Source organism: Thalassoglobus sp. JC818 (genome assembly GCF_040717535.1).
Classification (GTDB): domain Bacteria; phylum Planctomycetota; class Planctomycetia; order Planctomycetales; family Planctomycetaceae; genus Thalassoglobus.
The window spans coordinates 258,090-274,032 of sequence record NZ_JBFEFI010000007.1 but is presented as its reverse complement, the minus strand read 5'-3'; the positions used below and the strand labels follow the sequence as shown (position 1 = coordinate 274,032).

At 52.1% G+C, this 15,943-nt stretch carries 16 protein-coding genes and 1 tRNA gene; 11 read left to right on the top strand and 6 right to left on the bottom strand.

Going from position 1 to position 15,943, the window contains the following annotated elements; all coding sequences use genetic code 11:
- Positions 1-53: 53 nt before the first annotated feature.
- Positions 54-875, bottom strand: coding sequence for a hypothetical protein (locus tag AB1L42_RS19040; RefSeq protein WP_367059787.1), 822 nt, complete (start codon positions 873-875; stop codon positions 54-56).
- A 360-nt stretch (positions 876-1,235) separates the two neighbouring features.
- Here AB1L42_RS19040 and AB1L42_RS19035 point away from each other — a divergent pair, with 360 nt between their 5' ends.
- From AB1L42_RS19035 to AB1L42_RS19015, 5 genes are all read left to right on the top strand, one after another.
- Complete coding sequence (locus AB1L42_RS19035) at positions 1,236-1,826, top strand: phospholipid scramblase-related protein (protein ID WP_367059784.1); 591 nt, start codon at positions 1,236-1,238, stop codon at positions 1,824-1,826.
- A 57-nt stretch (positions 1,827-1,883) separates the two neighbouring features.
- Positions 1,884-3,167 (top strand): glutamate-1-semialdehyde 2,1-aminomutase, encoded by a 1,284-nt coding sequence (gene hemL / locus AB1L42_RS19030; protein WP_367059781.1) that lies wholly within the window; start codon positions 1,884-1,886, stop codon positions 3,165-3,167.
- A 216-nt stretch (positions 3,168-3,383) separates the two neighbouring features.
- Positions 3,384-4,454, top strand: a complete 1,071-nt coding sequence (locus AB1L42_RS19025) for a DNA-binding transcriptional regulator (protein ID WP_367059778.1) — start codon at positions 3,384-3,386, stop codon at positions 4,452-4,454.
- Positions 4,455-4,656: 202 nt separating this feature from the next.
- Positions 4,657-4,884, top strand: coding sequence for a hypothetical protein (locus AB1L42_RS19020; RefSeq protein WP_367059775.1), 228 nt, complete (start codon positions 4,657-4,659; stop codon positions 4,882-4,884).
- A gap of 195 nt (positions 4,885-5,079) precedes the next feature.
- On the top strand, positions 5,080-5,601 hold the full coding sequence (locus AB1L42_RS19015) for a DUF4870 domain-containing protein (protein WP_367059772.1): 522 nt from the start codon (positions 5,080-5,082) through the stop codon (positions 5,599-5,601).
- Between the two features lie 79 nt (positions 5,602-5,680).
- On the opposite strand, the gene AB1L42_RS19010 is transcribed toward AB1L42_RS19015, so the two are convergent.
- Positions 5,681-6,367, bottom strand: coding sequence for a DUF533 domain-containing protein (locus AB1L42_RS19010; protein WP_367059769.1), 687 nt, complete (start codon positions 6,365-6,367; stop codon positions 5,681-5,683).
- A 97-nt stretch (positions 6,368-6,464) separates the two neighbouring features.
- Positions 6,465-7,544 carry an AI-2E family transporter gene (locus AB1L42_RS19005; protein WP_367059766.1) on the bottom strand — a complete coding sequence of 360 codons (1,080 nt, stop codon included), beginning with the start codon at positions 7,542-7,544 and terminating at the stop codon, positions 6,465-6,467.
- A gap of 372 nt (positions 7,545-7,916) precedes the next feature.
- Here AB1L42_RS19005 and yegS point away from each other — a divergent pair, with 372 nt between their 5' ends.
- The 6 genes from yegS (at position 7,917) to AB1L42_RS18975 (ending at position 13,992) form a co-directional block, all read left to right on the top strand.
- A complete protein-coding gene (gene yegS, locus AB1L42_RS19000) occupies positions 7,917-8,831 on the top strand; it encodes a lipid kinase YegS (protein ID WP_367059763.1) in 915 nt (304 codons plus the stop codon).
- A 254-nt stretch (positions 8,832-9,085) separates the two neighbouring features.
- On the top strand, positions 9,086-10,330 hold the full coding sequence (locus tag AB1L42_RS18995; protein WP_367059759.1) for a GTP-binding protein: 1,245 nt from the start codon (positions 9,086-9,088) through the stop codon (positions 10,328-10,330).
- A gap of 34 nt (positions 10,331-10,364) precedes the next feature.
- Positions 10,365-11,489 (top strand): NAD(P)/FAD-dependent oxidoreductase, encoded by a 1,125-nt coding sequence (locus tag AB1L42_RS18990; protein WP_367059756.1) that lies wholly within the window; start codon positions 10,365-10,367, stop codon positions 11,487-11,489.
- Entirely contained in the window at positions 11,477-11,710 is a 234-nt protein-coding gene (locus tag AB1L42_RS18985) for a hypothetical protein (RefSeq protein WP_367059753.1), read from the top strand. The genes AB1L42_RS18990 and AB1L42_RS18985 overlap by 13 nt, the downstream gene beginning before the upstream one ends.
- Positions 11,707-12,321, top strand: coding sequence for a hypothetical protein (locus AB1L42_RS18980; RefSeq protein WP_367059750.1), 615 nt, complete (start codon positions 11,707-11,709; stop codon positions 12,319-12,321). The genes AB1L42_RS18985 and AB1L42_RS18980 overlap by 4 nt, the downstream gene beginning before the upstream one ends.
- Positions 12,322-12,372: 51 nt before the next feature.
- Positions 12,373-13,992 carry a prepilin peptidase gene (locus tag AB1L42_RS18975; RefSeq protein ID WP_367059747.1) on the top strand — a complete coding sequence of 540 codons (1,620 nt, stop codon included), beginning with the start codon at positions 12,373-12,375 and terminating at the stop codon, positions 13,990-13,992.
- A 53-nt stretch (positions 13,993-14,045) separates the two neighbouring features.
- Here the strand turns inward: AB1L42_RS18975 and AB1L42_RS18970 are convergent, their stop codons facing one another.
- From AB1L42_RS18970 to AB1L42_RS18960, 3 genes are all read right to left on the bottom strand, one after another.
- Positions 14,046-14,816: a hypothetical protein gene (locus AB1L42_RS18970; protein ID WP_367059744.1), complete on the bottom strand. Its 771-nt coding sequence runs from the start codon at positions 14,814-14,816 to the stop codon at positions 14,046-14,048.
- Positions 14,817-15,256: 440 nt separating this feature from the next.
- Positions 15,257-15,341: transfer RNA gene (locus AB1L42_RS18965), tRNA-Leu, on the bottom strand.
- Between the two features lie 256 nt (positions 15,342-15,597).
- Positions 15,598-15,942: a rhodanese-like domain-containing protein gene (locus tag AB1L42_RS18960; RefSeq protein ID WP_367059740.1), complete on the bottom strand. Its 345-nt coding sequence runs from the start codon at positions 15,940-15,942 to the stop codon at positions 15,598-15,600.
- Position 15,943: the final 1 nt, after the last annotated feature.

The following is a 15,943-nucleotide window of genomic DNA, read 5'->3' as shown; positions in this document are numbered from 1 at the left end:
CTGTTTGCCTGATGACACACCTCAAGTGAGTGCACAGGAAAGAGCTGCTTGCCTTAGTTCACCAGGAATTCTGACTGAGCATCCTGTTCGATCGCGATGGCTTTCATGTCTTCTTCGATGATTGTGACTTCAGCGAAATCGGAGCGTTGGTCGGTCGTTCCCTTTTCCTCAGTCACGGTCTTGGCAGTCCAACCGACGACGCCGAACGGAAACTCACTTGACTGCAAGATTTCTGCAGTGTTCGACGATCGGTAGGTGTTCGTCTCCATGACGAGTGTGCCGGTGTAGAGAGTCGTTGGGAAATCCCCAGCGATGACCGACGTTTGAGTCTGTTCGCCGGGCTGCAATTCACGGTAATGACGAAGCAGAGCGATGACCGGGTAGAGCTGAAAGACTTCGGAAGTGATTTCTTGAGTCGGCTCATCACCAATCTTTCGATATCCCTTCACGATCGGGAGAAACGCGGCAAAGATCTTGCGTCCTTGTGAGACAGGAACATCCACAGTGCCGCGAATTTCGGTCTCCGGAACCAACAGCTTGAACATCCGAATCCCACCGGGACCAGCGTCGAGAACACCTTCCGGAGAGTGACCGGTCTCGACTTTAATCTCGATCCAGCGACACGAAACGTCTTCTCCGTGATAGACGCCCATTTCGGTGCCAACTGACCGGATCTCGAGGATTCGATCCCATGACAGTTCCAGATCACCTTCAGTGGAATTGGGCTGACGACTTGTCTGTTTGTAAACGCCTTTGTAGCGAACAAGCGTTCCATCTTCAGGAAGTGACCAGATCAGGCCCTGAGCGGAGGCACTTGACGCCACCAGTCCGGATGTGGTGACGAATGCGAGGGCGAATACCAGGGACCACTTCATCTGATTTTCTCTCCGGAGGAGTTGTTGTTTGTGGAAGGCCGACAGATTTGTCAGGCAATCAATATTCCATCTTCAGTGGAGTCGGCGACTTTTGCCTCAATTATTTCTATCATTTGAGGTGTCCAATTCAAAGAGATTCATCTGGGGATCAGAAATTGACAGTCGCTTGGATTGTAGGGAATGCTCAACACAGCTTTCGCAACCAAATCCGTCGACTGAGTTTTCCGAATCGTCATTTCTCAGCGACAAAACGGAATTTCTGGGGCCAATCATTCGCCTCTGATTCGCCAGATCAGAGCTGAAACTCTAGACTTTGGGCTCTCCAAATCACCTTCACTCCGAACTCGTTGGATCGTCAGGATGCATGAAGCACTGCAACGTAACCTGTTTCTGGTCATAGAACATGTTGGAATGTTCAAATCGGCCAGCAACTACGACGTGTACGATCCTTCGTCCGGAGAAATGATTCTGCATTGCCGTGAGCCGCGTCTGGGGTGGATCACCAAGATGTTGAGATTCACCGACTATAAGACATTAACTCCCTTCGAGATCTACATCACCAGCCCAGATGGTGAACCGGTCATCTCGGTCCACCGTGGCGTTTCCTTATTCCTGTCGAAAGTGGACGTTCATGACGACGATGGAGATCGCATCGGAGGGTTCAAGCAGAAACTCTTTTCAATTGGCGGAGCGTTTCACGTTCTCGGAGAGAATGACGAGATCCTCTGCGACCTGAAAGGAAGTTTCACCGGCTGGGAATTTCGCTTTCTCCATGATGGAATTGAACTCGCGAAAGTTTCGAAGAAATGGAACGGGCTCGGCAAAGAGATGTTCACCAGCGCTGATAACTACATGCTTGAGATCTCCGAGGAAGTCCCGATGGACAATCCCATCCGGATGCTGATCCTCGGGTCGGTCATGTGTATCGATATGGTTCTCAAAGAGGCCTAAGCAACGCTGGCGATGCTGTCTGAACTTGAAAACATTACGGAAAGAAGTGCTCAAATCATGAATCGTTCGCGAAGTGCTGCGGAGTTCGAACGCGCCAAGAAAGTGATCCCCGGAGGTGTCAACAGTCCTGCGAGAGCCTTCGGAGGAGTGGGTGGAACCCCCGTCTTCATCGAACGCGGTGAGCGACAGTACCTCTTCGACATCGATGGAAATCGCTACCTCGACTTCATCGGCTCGTGGGGACCTCACATTCTGGGACACTGTCACCCGAAGGTTACTCAGGCAATTGAAGCTGCCACCAAACTCGGGACAAGTTTCGGAGCCCCCACGGTTCGCGAGTCTGATCTCGCTGAGTTGATTGTCGAACTCATCCCTTCGATCGAGATGGTTCGGATGGTGAACTCTGGAACCGAAGCGACGATGAGCGCTGTCCGACTGGCTCGAGGATTCACCGGTCGCGACAAGATCATCAAATTCTCAGGCTGCTATCACGGTCATGTCGACAGTTTGCTTGTCCAGGCTGGCAGTGGTGCTCTGACTCTTGGAACGCCTTCGAGTCCAGGAATCCCCGAAGGCTGCACGCGCGACACTCATTTGCTGGAGTACAACGACGTCGAGCAATTGAATGCGGCGTTCGATCAATTCGGGGATGAGATCGCGTGCGTAATTCTGGAACCGGTCGTGGGAAACATGGGAGTGGTCGTCCCGACGAGTGATTTTCTGTCGACGCTGCGATCACGTTGTACGAATTCCGGAGCCGTTTTGATTTTCGACGAAGTCATGACCGGCTTTCGGGTCTCGCTCGGCGGAGCCCAGGAACTGTTCGGAATTACTCCAGATCTGACAACTCTCGGAAAGATTGTCGGTGGTGGATTACCGGTCGGAGCTTACGGAGGACGGGCAGACATCATGCAGACCGTCTCGCCGGTTGGACCCGTCTATCAAGCGGGCACACTTTCAGGAAATCCGCTTGCGACAGCTGCGGGGTTGGCCACTTTGACAGAACTTCGAGACAGCAATCCTTATCCGGAGCTTGCTACGAAGACGACTCGTCTGGCGGAAGATCTGTCCGCTGCAGCTCGCAAGCACGGAATCGATCACACTGTCGCGAATGTTGGGAGCATGTTTACGCTCTTCTTCAATCCGGATCAGGTCGTCAACTTCACCGTCTCCGCTCGAAATCAAACCGAACGGTTCGCAACCTATTTCCATGGGATGCTGGATCGTGGGATTTATCTCCCATGTAGTCAGTTCGAAGCAAATTTCCTCGGTGCGGAACACACAGAACAAGATTTAGAAAACACAGTCAACGCTGCGAAAGAGGTTTTCGCAACTCTCTAATTCGCATCTCAACATGAGCGGGCATTTTGTCTGGACGAGATGTTTGGTGCACCGACATTGCATCAACACCCTCTTACCCGACATGATGCTGCATGCATTGCACTTCATCATCTCCTCCAGGTCACTCGAAACATGCCTTCAAAGCGACGGGTAGCGTTAGTTGTTGAAACGTCGAGCATTTACGGACGTCGTCTTCTGACTGGCATCATTAAATTCATGCGCAAGCATGATGAGTGGTCCGTTTTTCTTGAACAGCGCGACCTCTCCAGCGACCCTCCGCTGTGGCTGAATCACTGGAACGGAGATGGAATTCTATCGAGAGCAACGACCTCACGACTCGCCGATGCAGTCGCTGCCAAGGGTATTCCGCTGGTGGAATTGACCGACCGACGCGAAGACCTCGGTTTCTGTCACGTCTGGTCTGACGACGCCAAAATCGGCAAACTCGCGGCCGAGCACCTTCTGGACCGCGGATTTCGCCACCTTGCCTTTTGCGGTTTCAGCGGCGAAGCCTGGTCTGAAAGACGGCAAAACGCCTACGAAAACACAGTGCGACAAAAACTCGGGGACTCCGCAGTTTACAACTCCACCTGGTTTGGAACGGCTGCTCGCCCATGGGAGGAAGAGCAAGAACACCTCTCGCGATGGATCAACGAGTTGGAGAAACCGGTCGGAATTTTCGCGTGCAATGACGTGCGAGGCCAACAGATTCTCGACACCTGTTTTCAGGATGACGTGGCCGTCCCGGAAGAAGTTGCCGTGATCGGCGTCGACAACGACGAGATCCTCTGCCAGCTTTGCCGCCCTCCTCTTTCGAGTGTAGTCCCGAATGCAGAACTCGTTGGGTATCGTGCTGCGGAGACGCTTTCGAAACTCATGAACGGCGAGCATGTCGACGAGCCGAAAGTCTTTGTTCCGCCGCTTGGAATCTCGACTCGACAGTCGACCGACGTCGTGGCCATTGAAGACCAAACGGTCGCTTCGGCACTACGTTTCATCCGCGAAAATGCCTGCAGCGGAATTACGGTCGAAGATGTTTTACAGATCGTACCCATGTCGAGAAGCTCACTCGAACGGAAGATGCGGAAGTACCTCAACCGGTCACCGCAACAAGAGATTCGTAAGGTGCAGGTGAAGCGGGCACAACAGCTCCTCACCGAGACGGATCTCCCTCTCGAAAAAATCGCGAACCTGTGTGGGTTCCAACATCCCGAATACATGCACGTCGTCTTTCGCCGCGAAATCGGACAGACTCCCGGAGCTTATCGCAAACGGGGAAGAACATAGTCCTCACTCTTGGCTTGATGCACTCGCACTACGATGGTTGCTGAATCGCGCTTACCGAATGCGGTTCGCCAACAGGCACAGATTGCTCACGAGACGCACTTCTTCGATCGCGGTGTTGAAATGAAACTTCGCAATTGTCGGACCAGGATGTTAGCATCGAAGTCCTAGAGTGGTGATCGGAGTTCCGCGATGAGACGTTCCAATGAGAGATACCGACAATAGTTCATTGTCGCCAGTTCGACGCGGCGGGGCTGTCTTCGCCGCCATATTCTTTGTTCTGTTCGCCCTCTTTCTGCCGCTCATTATTTCGGGGATCGAACACTTCTGTTTCGGGTCCGGCTACTTCGAACAACTCTTGAAACGCATTGGAATTCATGACGAACTCGGGATGCTGTATCGCCCAGTCCTGCAATGGGTTTTCCGAATTTGAGTCGACGTAGCGTTTTCTGGGATGTCGATGGAATTCACTTCCTGCGACGAGATGGGTGCATTGGATCGGGTTTCGAAGATCAATTCGACGAATGCACTCAACGAGCGAGAAAATTTGAGCTATTCACAGCGAATTGCGTTATGACAAGTGTGAACGGAATCGAAGCACACTCTTCCCCACTGAAATGAGTTTTAGATGTCAATTAGCGACGAAATCGAACGACTTGCTCAGCTTCGCGACCAAGGTCAATTGACCGATGATGAGTTTCACGAGGCGAAGTCACAGCTCTTGTCCGGAGGTCATGTCGGAGAGAGTGCACAGTTCGCCGATCAGATCTTCGGCATGTCGACGAAATCGTGGTGCATGCTGATGCACTTTTCACAGCTTCTCAATTGTGCGCCGGGAGCTGGGATGATCGCCCCGATCTGCATGTGGGTGCTTAGTAAAGAGCAGTCTGCAGAAGCGGACCGGCATGGAGCTGTCATCACGAACTGGGTCATCACAAGCCTGATCTACTCCGTCGTCTTCGGGCTTTTGATATTTGTGATCATCGGCATCCCGCTCATGTTCGCGCTCGTTCTGGCTTTGGTCGTCTTTCCCATTGTCGGAGGGCTTAAGGCGCTGAACGGCGAACTTTGGCGTTATCCGATGAGCATCGAGTTCATCACTGTCCCTGCAGACCCCGACGAATTCTATGAAGAGGATTCGTACTTCTAACTCGCTTGGGGAATCTCTTTGAAATGGTTTCGAACCTCCGGCATTCGAACGCGCACAGAAATTCAGGTGCCTCGCGAAATCATCTTGAACGACTGTGAATTTGCCGACGGATTTGCTCACAAGTCGATGCGGACAGCCTCAGTCCGTGGGCCAGTTCACGGAGATAATTCGACTCTTGTTCTGAAACGAGATCAACGACGATCAGGGAGAGAGAATAGACTTCCTGTTCGAGACCGATCGGAACGGACCATGCGAAATCGCGGACATCAAGCGGCTTGTTGAACTCTGATCGAAGGAAGTCGATTGTCTCCTGATCGGGGCGGTCAAGGTGACTCAGAATGCTCTGCTGTTCTTCCCGACTGATCTGACCATCACTTTTAGCAGCGTTCACCATGGCTTGAATGAGTGCCATCGCCCTCTTCTGCTCATCAATCCGGTCTTCGCCACCCCACGATGGAGAACCAACATCCGGAGAAAGCGGGCCACCCGGTTCGATTTGCGTTCGAGACGTCGATTGAGGCTGGGGCGTTGGGCCTCTCGACGAAGTCCCTCCACCTCCGGAGGTGCGTCCGTGGGCGACGTTGAGCATGTCTTCGAGGTCTTTCGCCTGGTCCTCGATCGACTCAGTCGTCCGTCGCTGTGGAGTTTTCGCCTGCGGCTGGGAACGGCTTCCACGTCCAAACATATCCTTCAGAATGTCCGCGCCTGATCCAGATCCTGAAGACTTCTTCTTCAACAGCCCGCCAAGAATATCAATCGCGTCCATCTGTCACCTACTTCAAGGTCTCTGTGATTTTCGACAGTTCGTATTTACAGCGATGACATTGACTCTACATCCGCCGATAGAGATGTCAATCTTCCGATCAGGCTTGCGAAGACTTCTCAGCTGGCGTTTCGGCAGCCACCATCCACCGGTCCGGTTTCCCACCGAGAAGAATGGCGATCCAGCGAGTGTCTTCAAATTCCTCTAACGCAATTTTGACCACCATCGTTAATGGAGTCGAAAGCAGCATCCCGACGGGCCCGAAAACCCATCCCCAAAAGAGAAGTGAAATGAAAACGATCAGTGGAGACAATCCGAGCCCGTGTCCTTGAAGACGTGGCTCGATGATGCTTCCAAGAATTTGATTTACGACCAGATACAAAAACGCGACCGCGACCGCCATTCCGAGACCATTTTCCACGAGCACTTGAGCGACCGCCGGAATTCCGGCCAGGACCGAGCCGATATTCGGAATGTAATTCAACAGAAAAGCGATGAAGCCCCACACGACAGCATTCTGCACCTCCATCAGGTGCAGGCCAAACCCGATCGACAAGCCTGTCGCGAGGCTGATCAATGTCTTAATCCCGACGTAACGCCGAACGTTCACGATGATCTGCCCCATCTTTTCGGCTCCCTTACCTGATCGCCGATCAATCAGAGCCAGCTTGTTCGCCAACCAGCTGCTCTCTGTCAACATGAACGCCACCATGATCAACACCAGAATTCCGCTGCTGAAGGTCACGACCACGCTGTCGAGAAGATTGCGAAACATGAGCGTTGCTGTGGCTGGGTCCCAAGCAGCTGCGAGACCATCTTCGGAAATCTCGATTCCCCACTTCTCAAGCTGTTCGATGAGAACAAGTTCCTGCCGACGAAGCTGTTCCTGAAAACGTGGCAGCGTGCGAAGCACTCGACGCAACGAACCACCCACCAGAAACGGAATGCCTCCAAACAGCGAGATCAGCAACACCATGACCGTGGAAATCGCGAGCGGGTATGGCATGCGTTTTGCCAGATACTGCAGGATCGGAACAAACAACACACTTAAGAAAACAGCCAGGAGAAAGGGAATAATGATCGACGATGCCGCGCGCAGCCCGGCGATCGTCAAGACGAAACTTCCGCTGTAGATCAACGCATTTCCGTACGGAGAAAACTGGAATTCCTTGTCTCGCATAGTCTCGACTGTGATCCGTTTCGTCTTTGATATGAAATTGCTGAGGTCGTATGCAGAAAGCACTGAACACAATCGCCCCCAACGTACAGTAACCTACTCGAATCAAAATCTTTCCGCACCTGTGACGAATCGGGAATTCAGCTTCGCAGAAATTGCAGTCGATGAGTGTCGTTCAATGGCAAGTACTGAGTTGAATACGAAGACGAAGGTTCAGCTGTCTAAGGTTTGTCATCCCTGAAAAGCGGTTTGAGAAATGCCACTCAGAGAGACTTGCAACCCTTTGCCTGTCCGCTGAGAATCGGAATCCCAACAACTCCCGATTTTCACCGACTCAAATCGATCCACAGATTTTATCAGTCAGGATATCTTCCAATGTCTGTTGCTAAAGAGTTGAGTCTGATAGTGAACGGGAAAGCTGCCGGAAACCCTGACTTACGTCTGGCGGTTGAACAGTGCCGCTCAGAAGGGGCTGAGATCTCGGTACATGTCACCTGGGAAGCTGGGGACGCTGCCCGCTTCGCTCAAGAATTGGGAGAGCAGAAAGTTTCCCGCCTGATCGCTGTCGGGGGAGACGGAACGGTCAGTGAAGTCGTGCAAGGTCTCATGGAATTGAAGGACGCCTCTGCGACATCCGTGGGCGTCGTCCCTTTTGGTACAGCCAATGATTTCGCGAATGGTTGTGGAATCCCCATCGGAGACCCAATGGCTGCTTTGCAATTGGCGCTCTCAGCCACCCCCGTTGCGATCGATATCGCCTGCTGCAACGATCGATGTTTCCTGAACGTCGCCAGCGGAGGCTTCGGAGCTGAAGTCACAACAAACACTCCGGACGGTTTGAAGAAGGCATTAGGCGGAGCGGCTTATTCGATTGTCGGGCTGATCTCCGCAATTGCGGCCTCACCGGATCATGCTCGAATTGTCGATCCCGACGGAGCAATTCAGCAGGACAATCTGCTTGTCGTCGCAGTGGGGAATGGACGACTCGCAGGCGGAGGATTTCAGGTCGCCCCGAATGCGTTTCTGAACGATGGAATGCTCGACGTTCTGGGAATCGAAGATGTCGACGTGACGCGGCTCGGACAGATTTTCAGCGAGATGAAGGAAATGAACGCGGAAACCAATGAGTTCGTCCATTCGGTTCAGTTACCTGCGGTTCGAATCGAGTCGAATTCGCTGATGCAGATGAACCTAGACGGGGAACCGATTCGAGCGGAGTCTTTCGAGTTTCGGATCATCCCGAAAGCTCTCAAATTTCTTCTCCCCAAAGATGCTCCCATTCAGCGATAGTTTTCGGGTCGGCAACCGCTTGCCCGTCTGAGCGCGTTTGTCTCAACTGAACTTATCATTCGAAGCTCTAATCGCTCTTCGGCTGCCGCGCGAAGTCCCAGATGGGGGGTTTGCGATTCGCCACAATCCCCAATCGGACATCAGTCCGAATCACCTATCAGCTCGTCCGCACCTCTTGCACACGTTGTGCAATTGCGTTATGAATGTACGCGAAGTGACACTTGTCAGACCCCGCCATTCATGGACGTACTCGAATGCCCAATCGCTCGAACAAACTTCCGGTGACAATTCTCTCAGGCTTTCTCGGTGCCGGTAAAACCACGCTCATGAACCATATTCTGCGAAACCGTGAAGGCCGCAGGGTTGCCGTTATTGTGAATGACATGAGCGAAATCAATATCGACGCCTCGTTGGTACGTGGCGGACAAGCGGCATTGAGCCGTACAGAAGAGCAACTCGTTGAGATGACCAATGGCTGCATTTGCTGCACGCTCCGTGAGGATCTTCTCATCGAAGTTGCCAAACTGGCCCGCGACGATCGCTTCGACTATCTGCTGATTGAATCGACTGGAATCTCAGAACCCTTACCGGTCGCTGAGACATTCACTTTCGAAGACGAGAATGGAATTTCGCTTGGGGATGTTTCAGAGCTTGATACTCTCGTGACCGTTGTCGACGCGAAAAATTTCCACAAAGACCTGACTTCACTCGACGAATTACGTGATCGCAATCTGGGGTTAGACGAGACCGACGATCGTGACATTTCGATGTTGCTGATCGATCAAATTGAATTCGCCAATGTCATTCTGCTCAACAAGGTCGACCTTGTCAGCGAAGATGAACGGCTGCGAGTTGAAAAGTTCCTCCAAAAACTCAATCCCGCAGCAAAGATCATCTCCACAACGAATTCCAACGTTCCATTGTCAGAAGTGATGCACACCCAGCGATTCTCTTCCGACTGGGCCGAGGAAAACGATCAATGGATGTCGACACCGCGTGAAGCTGTTGAATCGGAATCCGAAGAGTACGGCATCTCCCATTTTGTCTATCGATCTCGTCGACCATTCCATCCAGAACGTCTCGAGAGAGAACTGAATAAAGACATCGAAGCGGGCTTCCTGCGAGGAGTGTTGCGCAGCAAAGGATTCATGTGGATCGCTTCCAGAAATGACTGGGCCTGTGAATGGTCGCATGCTGGTCTGATGATTCAACTCGATCCGGCTGGCCACTGGTGGGCGGCAGCAAGCGATGAGGAATGGCCGACTGAACCAGAATTCGCCGCGGAGATCATTGCTCTTTTCCAAGGCGATTACGGAGATCGTCGACAGGAACTTGTCTTTATCGGTCAGTCGATGGATGAAGACCACATCCGATCAGTCCTCAACGAATGCTTGCTGACTGACGAAGAATTCGCTGCTGGCCCAGAAGTCTGGTCGACGTTTTCTGATCCCCTTCCCGAGTGGGAATTTGTCACCGAAGCAGTCCCCAACCCATCTTGATTTGTAGATAAACCGATCTCAAAAGGGATTGCAGATGAATCAGCAGGATCAGCATATTTTTGATGTCATTGTCGTCGGAGCTGGACCGGCCGGCATCGGAGTGGGCGTCGCACTCAAAGATGCGGAAGTCGAAAACTTTGTCATCGTCGATCGTCACGAAGTGGGAGCTTCATTAAAGCGATGGCCAGCAGAAACTCGCTTCATCACGCCATCGTTCCCAACGAACTCCATCGGCATGCTCGATTTGAATTCCATCGCGATCGGTGTCTCTCCCGCTTACAGCCTGGAAGTCGAACATCCGACCGGAAGCGAATACGCCTCTCACCTTAAGGCTGTTGCTGAGCACTTTGAACTTCAAATCGAAACCGGAATCGATGTTCAACGAGTGGCCAAGGTCGATGATGTTTTTCTTCTCGACACCCCTCAAGACACCCTTCGCTGCAAGAATGTGATCTGGGCAGCGGGAGAGTTCCAATACCCGAACCTGGGAAGTTTTCCGGGGGCCGAACTCTGTCGACACACATCGACAATTCGAAGCTACGAGGACCTCGACGGCGACAACTTCGTCATCATTGGCGGGTACGAGTCAGGAATCGATGCGGCATATCACATTGCGGAACTTGGAAAAACAGTTCGAGTCATCGATCAGAATTGCCCATGGAAAGATGAGTCCTCCGATCCCAGCGTGGCACTGTCGACCTTCACTCGAGAGCGGACCCGCGAGGAATTCTTTGAATCGCAAGTGGAACTGATTGCAGACACAGAAATTGAAGCTGTCACTCGAAAAGATCATGAATATGAAATCTTGCTGGGTGATCAAAGCACGTTGAAGACTTGCACTCGACCACTTCTGGCAACTGGATTCGCCGGAAGTCAGAAGCTGATCATCGATCTGTTTGAGAAACGCGAGGACGGCTACCCAGTTCTCAACGAACACGATGAATCAACGATCACGCCGGGCCTGTTCTTGTGTGGGCCGATGGTGCGGCACGACAACCATGTCTTTTGCTTCATCTACAAGTTTCGTCAACGGTTCGCAGTTGTGGCCAAACAAGTCGCGAAATCTCTCGGGCTCTCAGGTGAGGGTCTCGAGGAATACCGAAAGTGGGGAATGTATCTCGATGATCTGTCATGTTGTGGAGAGGAGTGTGTCTGTTGAAAATTGAAATGATCGAAAGGACCAAGCGTCCAACTTTCTCGCAGTCAGCCCTAACCTTTAACTGGGCGTTGCAGATGGTTGCGAGCAGTTGCTGGGTGCTGAGTGTGTTTGCGTATGGAATCAGCACAGTTGGCGATGTCTTCCAACTCGCCGCGGCGACCGCATGGACGATCTCGAATATTGCCGCTTTATGGGAAACGCAAAAGGAAGTTGCGTCATGACTGGCACGGAAGCCATCTTTCCGAATTCACACTTATCATCATTGAACCAGGCCGCTGCACTTTTCAGCCAACAGGTCTGGTGCTGGGGACAGGACGTGCTTCACCCGCAAGGCAACGTCTTAGTCAAAATGGGTTTTGAACGTATTCCGCCTCCCCCGGACCGAGGAGATTGCTCCAGCGTCTATTCGCTGGCAGTGAATTCATCTCAGCGAATTGTGGTGCGAGGATTCGGGTTGTTCTGGGGAGACGACGACAAAGGCGGCCTGCTGCTCCTTCGGGATCGGTTTGAAGCGAGGTATTCCAACTTTTCGCGACTTCCCCGACCGTGCTGGTCACGACAGGACATCCCGGATACAGCCCGGCCAACATTTGAACAACGTCCAGACTGCATTGGTCTACTCGTCGACCTCATCGATTGGATACGCAACTACGAACTTATGGTTCTTCGAGATTACGGCCTCGAGTATCGCCAACGAGTCCTGAAAACCTGGAAGGACGGCAAACGACATGTACTTCCGACGGAAGAAGTCGCCCCTGCCTGGCAGAGATGCAAGCGGCTCATTGCTAATCAACCCGATCGATTTCTGCCTGCGGAGGCACAACATGTCTGAGGCTTCCAATTCCCTCGCAAGTATTCATCGACGTTGTATTGGGATGTAACCATGGACCACTCCGTCGTCCTTACAAAACAACAACCCCAGACGCATCCCGAAACGATTCTCCGACTGACACCAATCGGCGAGTGCATCGCGATGTTGATGGGTGCGCAAGCTTTGTTCTCGACGGTGTTATGGCTGACGCAATGGTGGAATCCGTTGAGTTGGTTTGTTGCGGTCTCGTCTGCCTGGTATGCACTGCGCACAGTCGGCTGGATGCGAGGCAAAACGTTAACCATCGCAATCTCAGCGACGCTCGCAGTCGGACTTTACTTCGCACGCTTTAGCCCAACACTTCTGGACTACCCCAACTGGCTACGACAAGGGCCGTTTTCGCTCGGCGTGCTGGCAGTTGTACTCACCATCATTTGTCTGCTCGATTGCGTTGAGTGGCTTTGGGATCGCGGCTGGATACTCAGAAAAACGATCACGCTTCTGCTCGAAAACGAATTGCTTCGCAAGTATTGGGGCTGGCTACTCGCCTCAATTTTCATCGGCTACATGATTCTCATCCCGAGTGTGGATGCACTGTTGGAGCCATTTCGAATTCCTGGCCCAACGTCTCAAGAATTGGTCGACATGACCTTTTCAGAAAGCCTCCGACTGAAAACGACCGAGTTGTTCATGGTCTGCTGGTTCTTCTCGCTCGGAGCGACGGTCGGAAGCTTCCTCAACGTGATCGTCTACCGCACTCCTCGCGGAGAATCCCTGATCCGTAAGCGTTCAGCATGCCCCAGCTGCGATCAGCAAATCGCGGGAAAAGACAATATCCCCGTTCTCGCGTGGATTCTTCTCAGAGGAAAATGTCGCAACTGCTCTGCCCCAATTTCATCTCGCTATCCAATCGTCGAAGCGGTGACTGGCGGCATTTTCCTGTTGCTCTATTTTGCCGAATTGATCTCCGGCGGACAAAATCTGCCGTGTCGTTATCCGAACGTTCACGCTGGAATCGTGTGGACACTTCTGTACACGCAATGGGACCTCGTTGGCTATTACCTTTACCATTGCTTGCTGCTGGTCTCTCTTCTCACTTGGTCCCTCATTCGCATGGATGGCCAGAAGCTGCCACTCCGAGCCATCGCCACGACCTTCCTGCTCGCAATTGGACCGCTTTCCATATGGCCCGAACTCCTTCTTGTCTCCTGGTCACCAGTGCAGCCATCGCATTGGGAAATGTCTGTTCCTCAGGCACTCCTGACTACTTTCATCGGAGCTGCCGCTGGTGCGACGATTGGAAGTTTGGTCCTGTTAAACCTTCCCCGGAAAACGCCATCTCTCGGATTTGAACGCGAGTTCGTCGCTGGCGCCGCTTTGATCGGAACCATTCTGGGGTGGCAAGCAGTCTGCAACATCATCGCAATCACTTTGCTGCTTCGACTATTCCAACTTTTGATCTCAGACTCCGCATGGCGATGGTTACAAAAGTGGCCACTCACCGGACTGCTGCTCGTCGCGACCACAATCCACCTGGTTCTCTGGAGAATAATCTCGGAACATTTCTCCCTCCTCTGGCCCGCCCCCGACATTCACCTAACATCAATGATCTTCTGGGCAGCCTCCAGCATCGGACTCATCGTGATGATTCGGAAAAGCAATCCAGCGACGACTGCCAATGATCTGCAATAAGCTTTCCACCCAGAATTCGATGCAAGAGTTCCATCACGTCGACGAGCACACAGTCAAGCTTTTCGCAGCCGTTTCGGCTTCTGAAAGCTGTTTGCAGGTATCCACTGTGATCGCTTCGTACCAGTCAGCCACGCACATGCTGCCTGCCAAGGCTTTGCGTGCAACGTGTTGATCTTCGTCCCTCGCCCCATCGCGTCGTCAGGATATCCAGGAACATCATCGTACGCGTGAGCGGAGTTGTTTCCGGCACTCGGGTGCGCTAAGCCAATCAAATGTCCGACCTCGTGCCGCCAAGTCTTCTGCTTGTCGTTTGAGTCGTACAAAACTGAGTGAGAGCGAAAGAAATCATCCTTGTCTTTGATATATGCAACATCAATGTCGTAATGAGCAAGATTACGGGATTGGACAGACTCCAGAGTAAACCGACACCAGACGTTCGGACGATAAACGTAACCTTTAGTCTGCAGATTGAATTTTTTGTATGCTTTCGGAGTCTTGAGCCAAAGCTTCCCGTCCCAGAATTTCTTCGTGTTACTCACGAACCGCTTCGACCAGTTGTGAAGCTTTCCCTTCGGCCAAGGAGCAAGTTCAACCCAGTGAGTGACTCCGTTGGTGTCCGTCCACTTCGACTTCCCCTTGTTGTCGATATTGACTTTCGAGTTGTTCCAGGCATCTCGAAAAAACACTCGAATAATGATTTCAATTTGCACTGAGTTCTTATGGCTCGCTTTGCTTTCATCAATGAATGCATCCAGCACTCCGCTGTACCGACCTTTCCTCCCGCTAATGAGTGCTCCATGCTCAAAATTGATTGTGCTCGACATCGCTTTGCCCTCTGACTACTGAAGCGTGCTCGTTCAAAGAAAGCCGCACTAAGCTGCTCTCCACCCCGCAAAATGCCGCCCGTTTTGCAATCTGCCTACAATTTCAATGTCAATGTTAAGCACTTGAGCACAGAACTTCATAGACAATTTCGAGAAGCCTCAAGAGAAAAATTCCCGTCGAGCAACTGAGACGACGTGACCACCACTGACGCCACGAAGTGCAGAGGCACATCAGCCAAATTCGAAGCGACTTTCGAACAACACAACAACTCGAAGTCTTTTCGTTCAGATAAGCGTGAAAACCAAAACACGCAGTGATCTGTTTTGCCAAAGAGAACCCTCGCCTCAGACGGATTTCAAGAGAGAATTCCTGGGCAGGACGACAACTACATCTCAGCAAGCAAGCCCATCTGACTGTCACGAAAGACTGTCAAATTCAGTAGCCGAGGGGGGACTCGAACCCCCACGGAGGTTACCCTCCTCGGGATTTTAAGTCCCGTGCGTCTGCCATTCCGCCACTCGGCCAAAGAAACAATCGAAGCGATTCAGGCGGTGAATCAGTTTCGACGTGCGAATGCTAATTGAGTCTGGGGCTTCCTCGCAACCTTTATTCGCCATGTTCAGCGAGTTGATTCTCATCCTGAAACGCAAAGACGATCTGAATCGAGGAAATCCTCGACGAGAATCCTCTTGTGATGTCGGGAGATTGCATTTCCTCGAGTTGATGAGCCTCCTGACATCTCAAGCTGCAAGGTGTACCGCTCAAGGGTTTGAACTTCGATCAATAACGTGGAATCGAATCGTCGATTTCGACGGACCACTGATCGATGCCGCCAGCCATGTTTTGAACGCGTTGAAAACCTTGTTGTCTCAACCAGTTTGTCACTCGAAGGCTACGGCCTCCGTGATGGCAATGGATGATCAAGTGATCGTTTTTGTGAGGTTCGAGTTCGTTCGCACGATCAGCGAATTCGCTGAGTGGAATGAGAACCGTTCCCTCGATTTTCGCTGTTTCGTACTCATCCGGTTCGCGGCAATCAACGAACACGATTGATTGAGGTCCGTTGAGCAGATCGCGAACTTCTTGAACCGAGATATTGACAGGCAAGTCGACGGATTCGTTCATA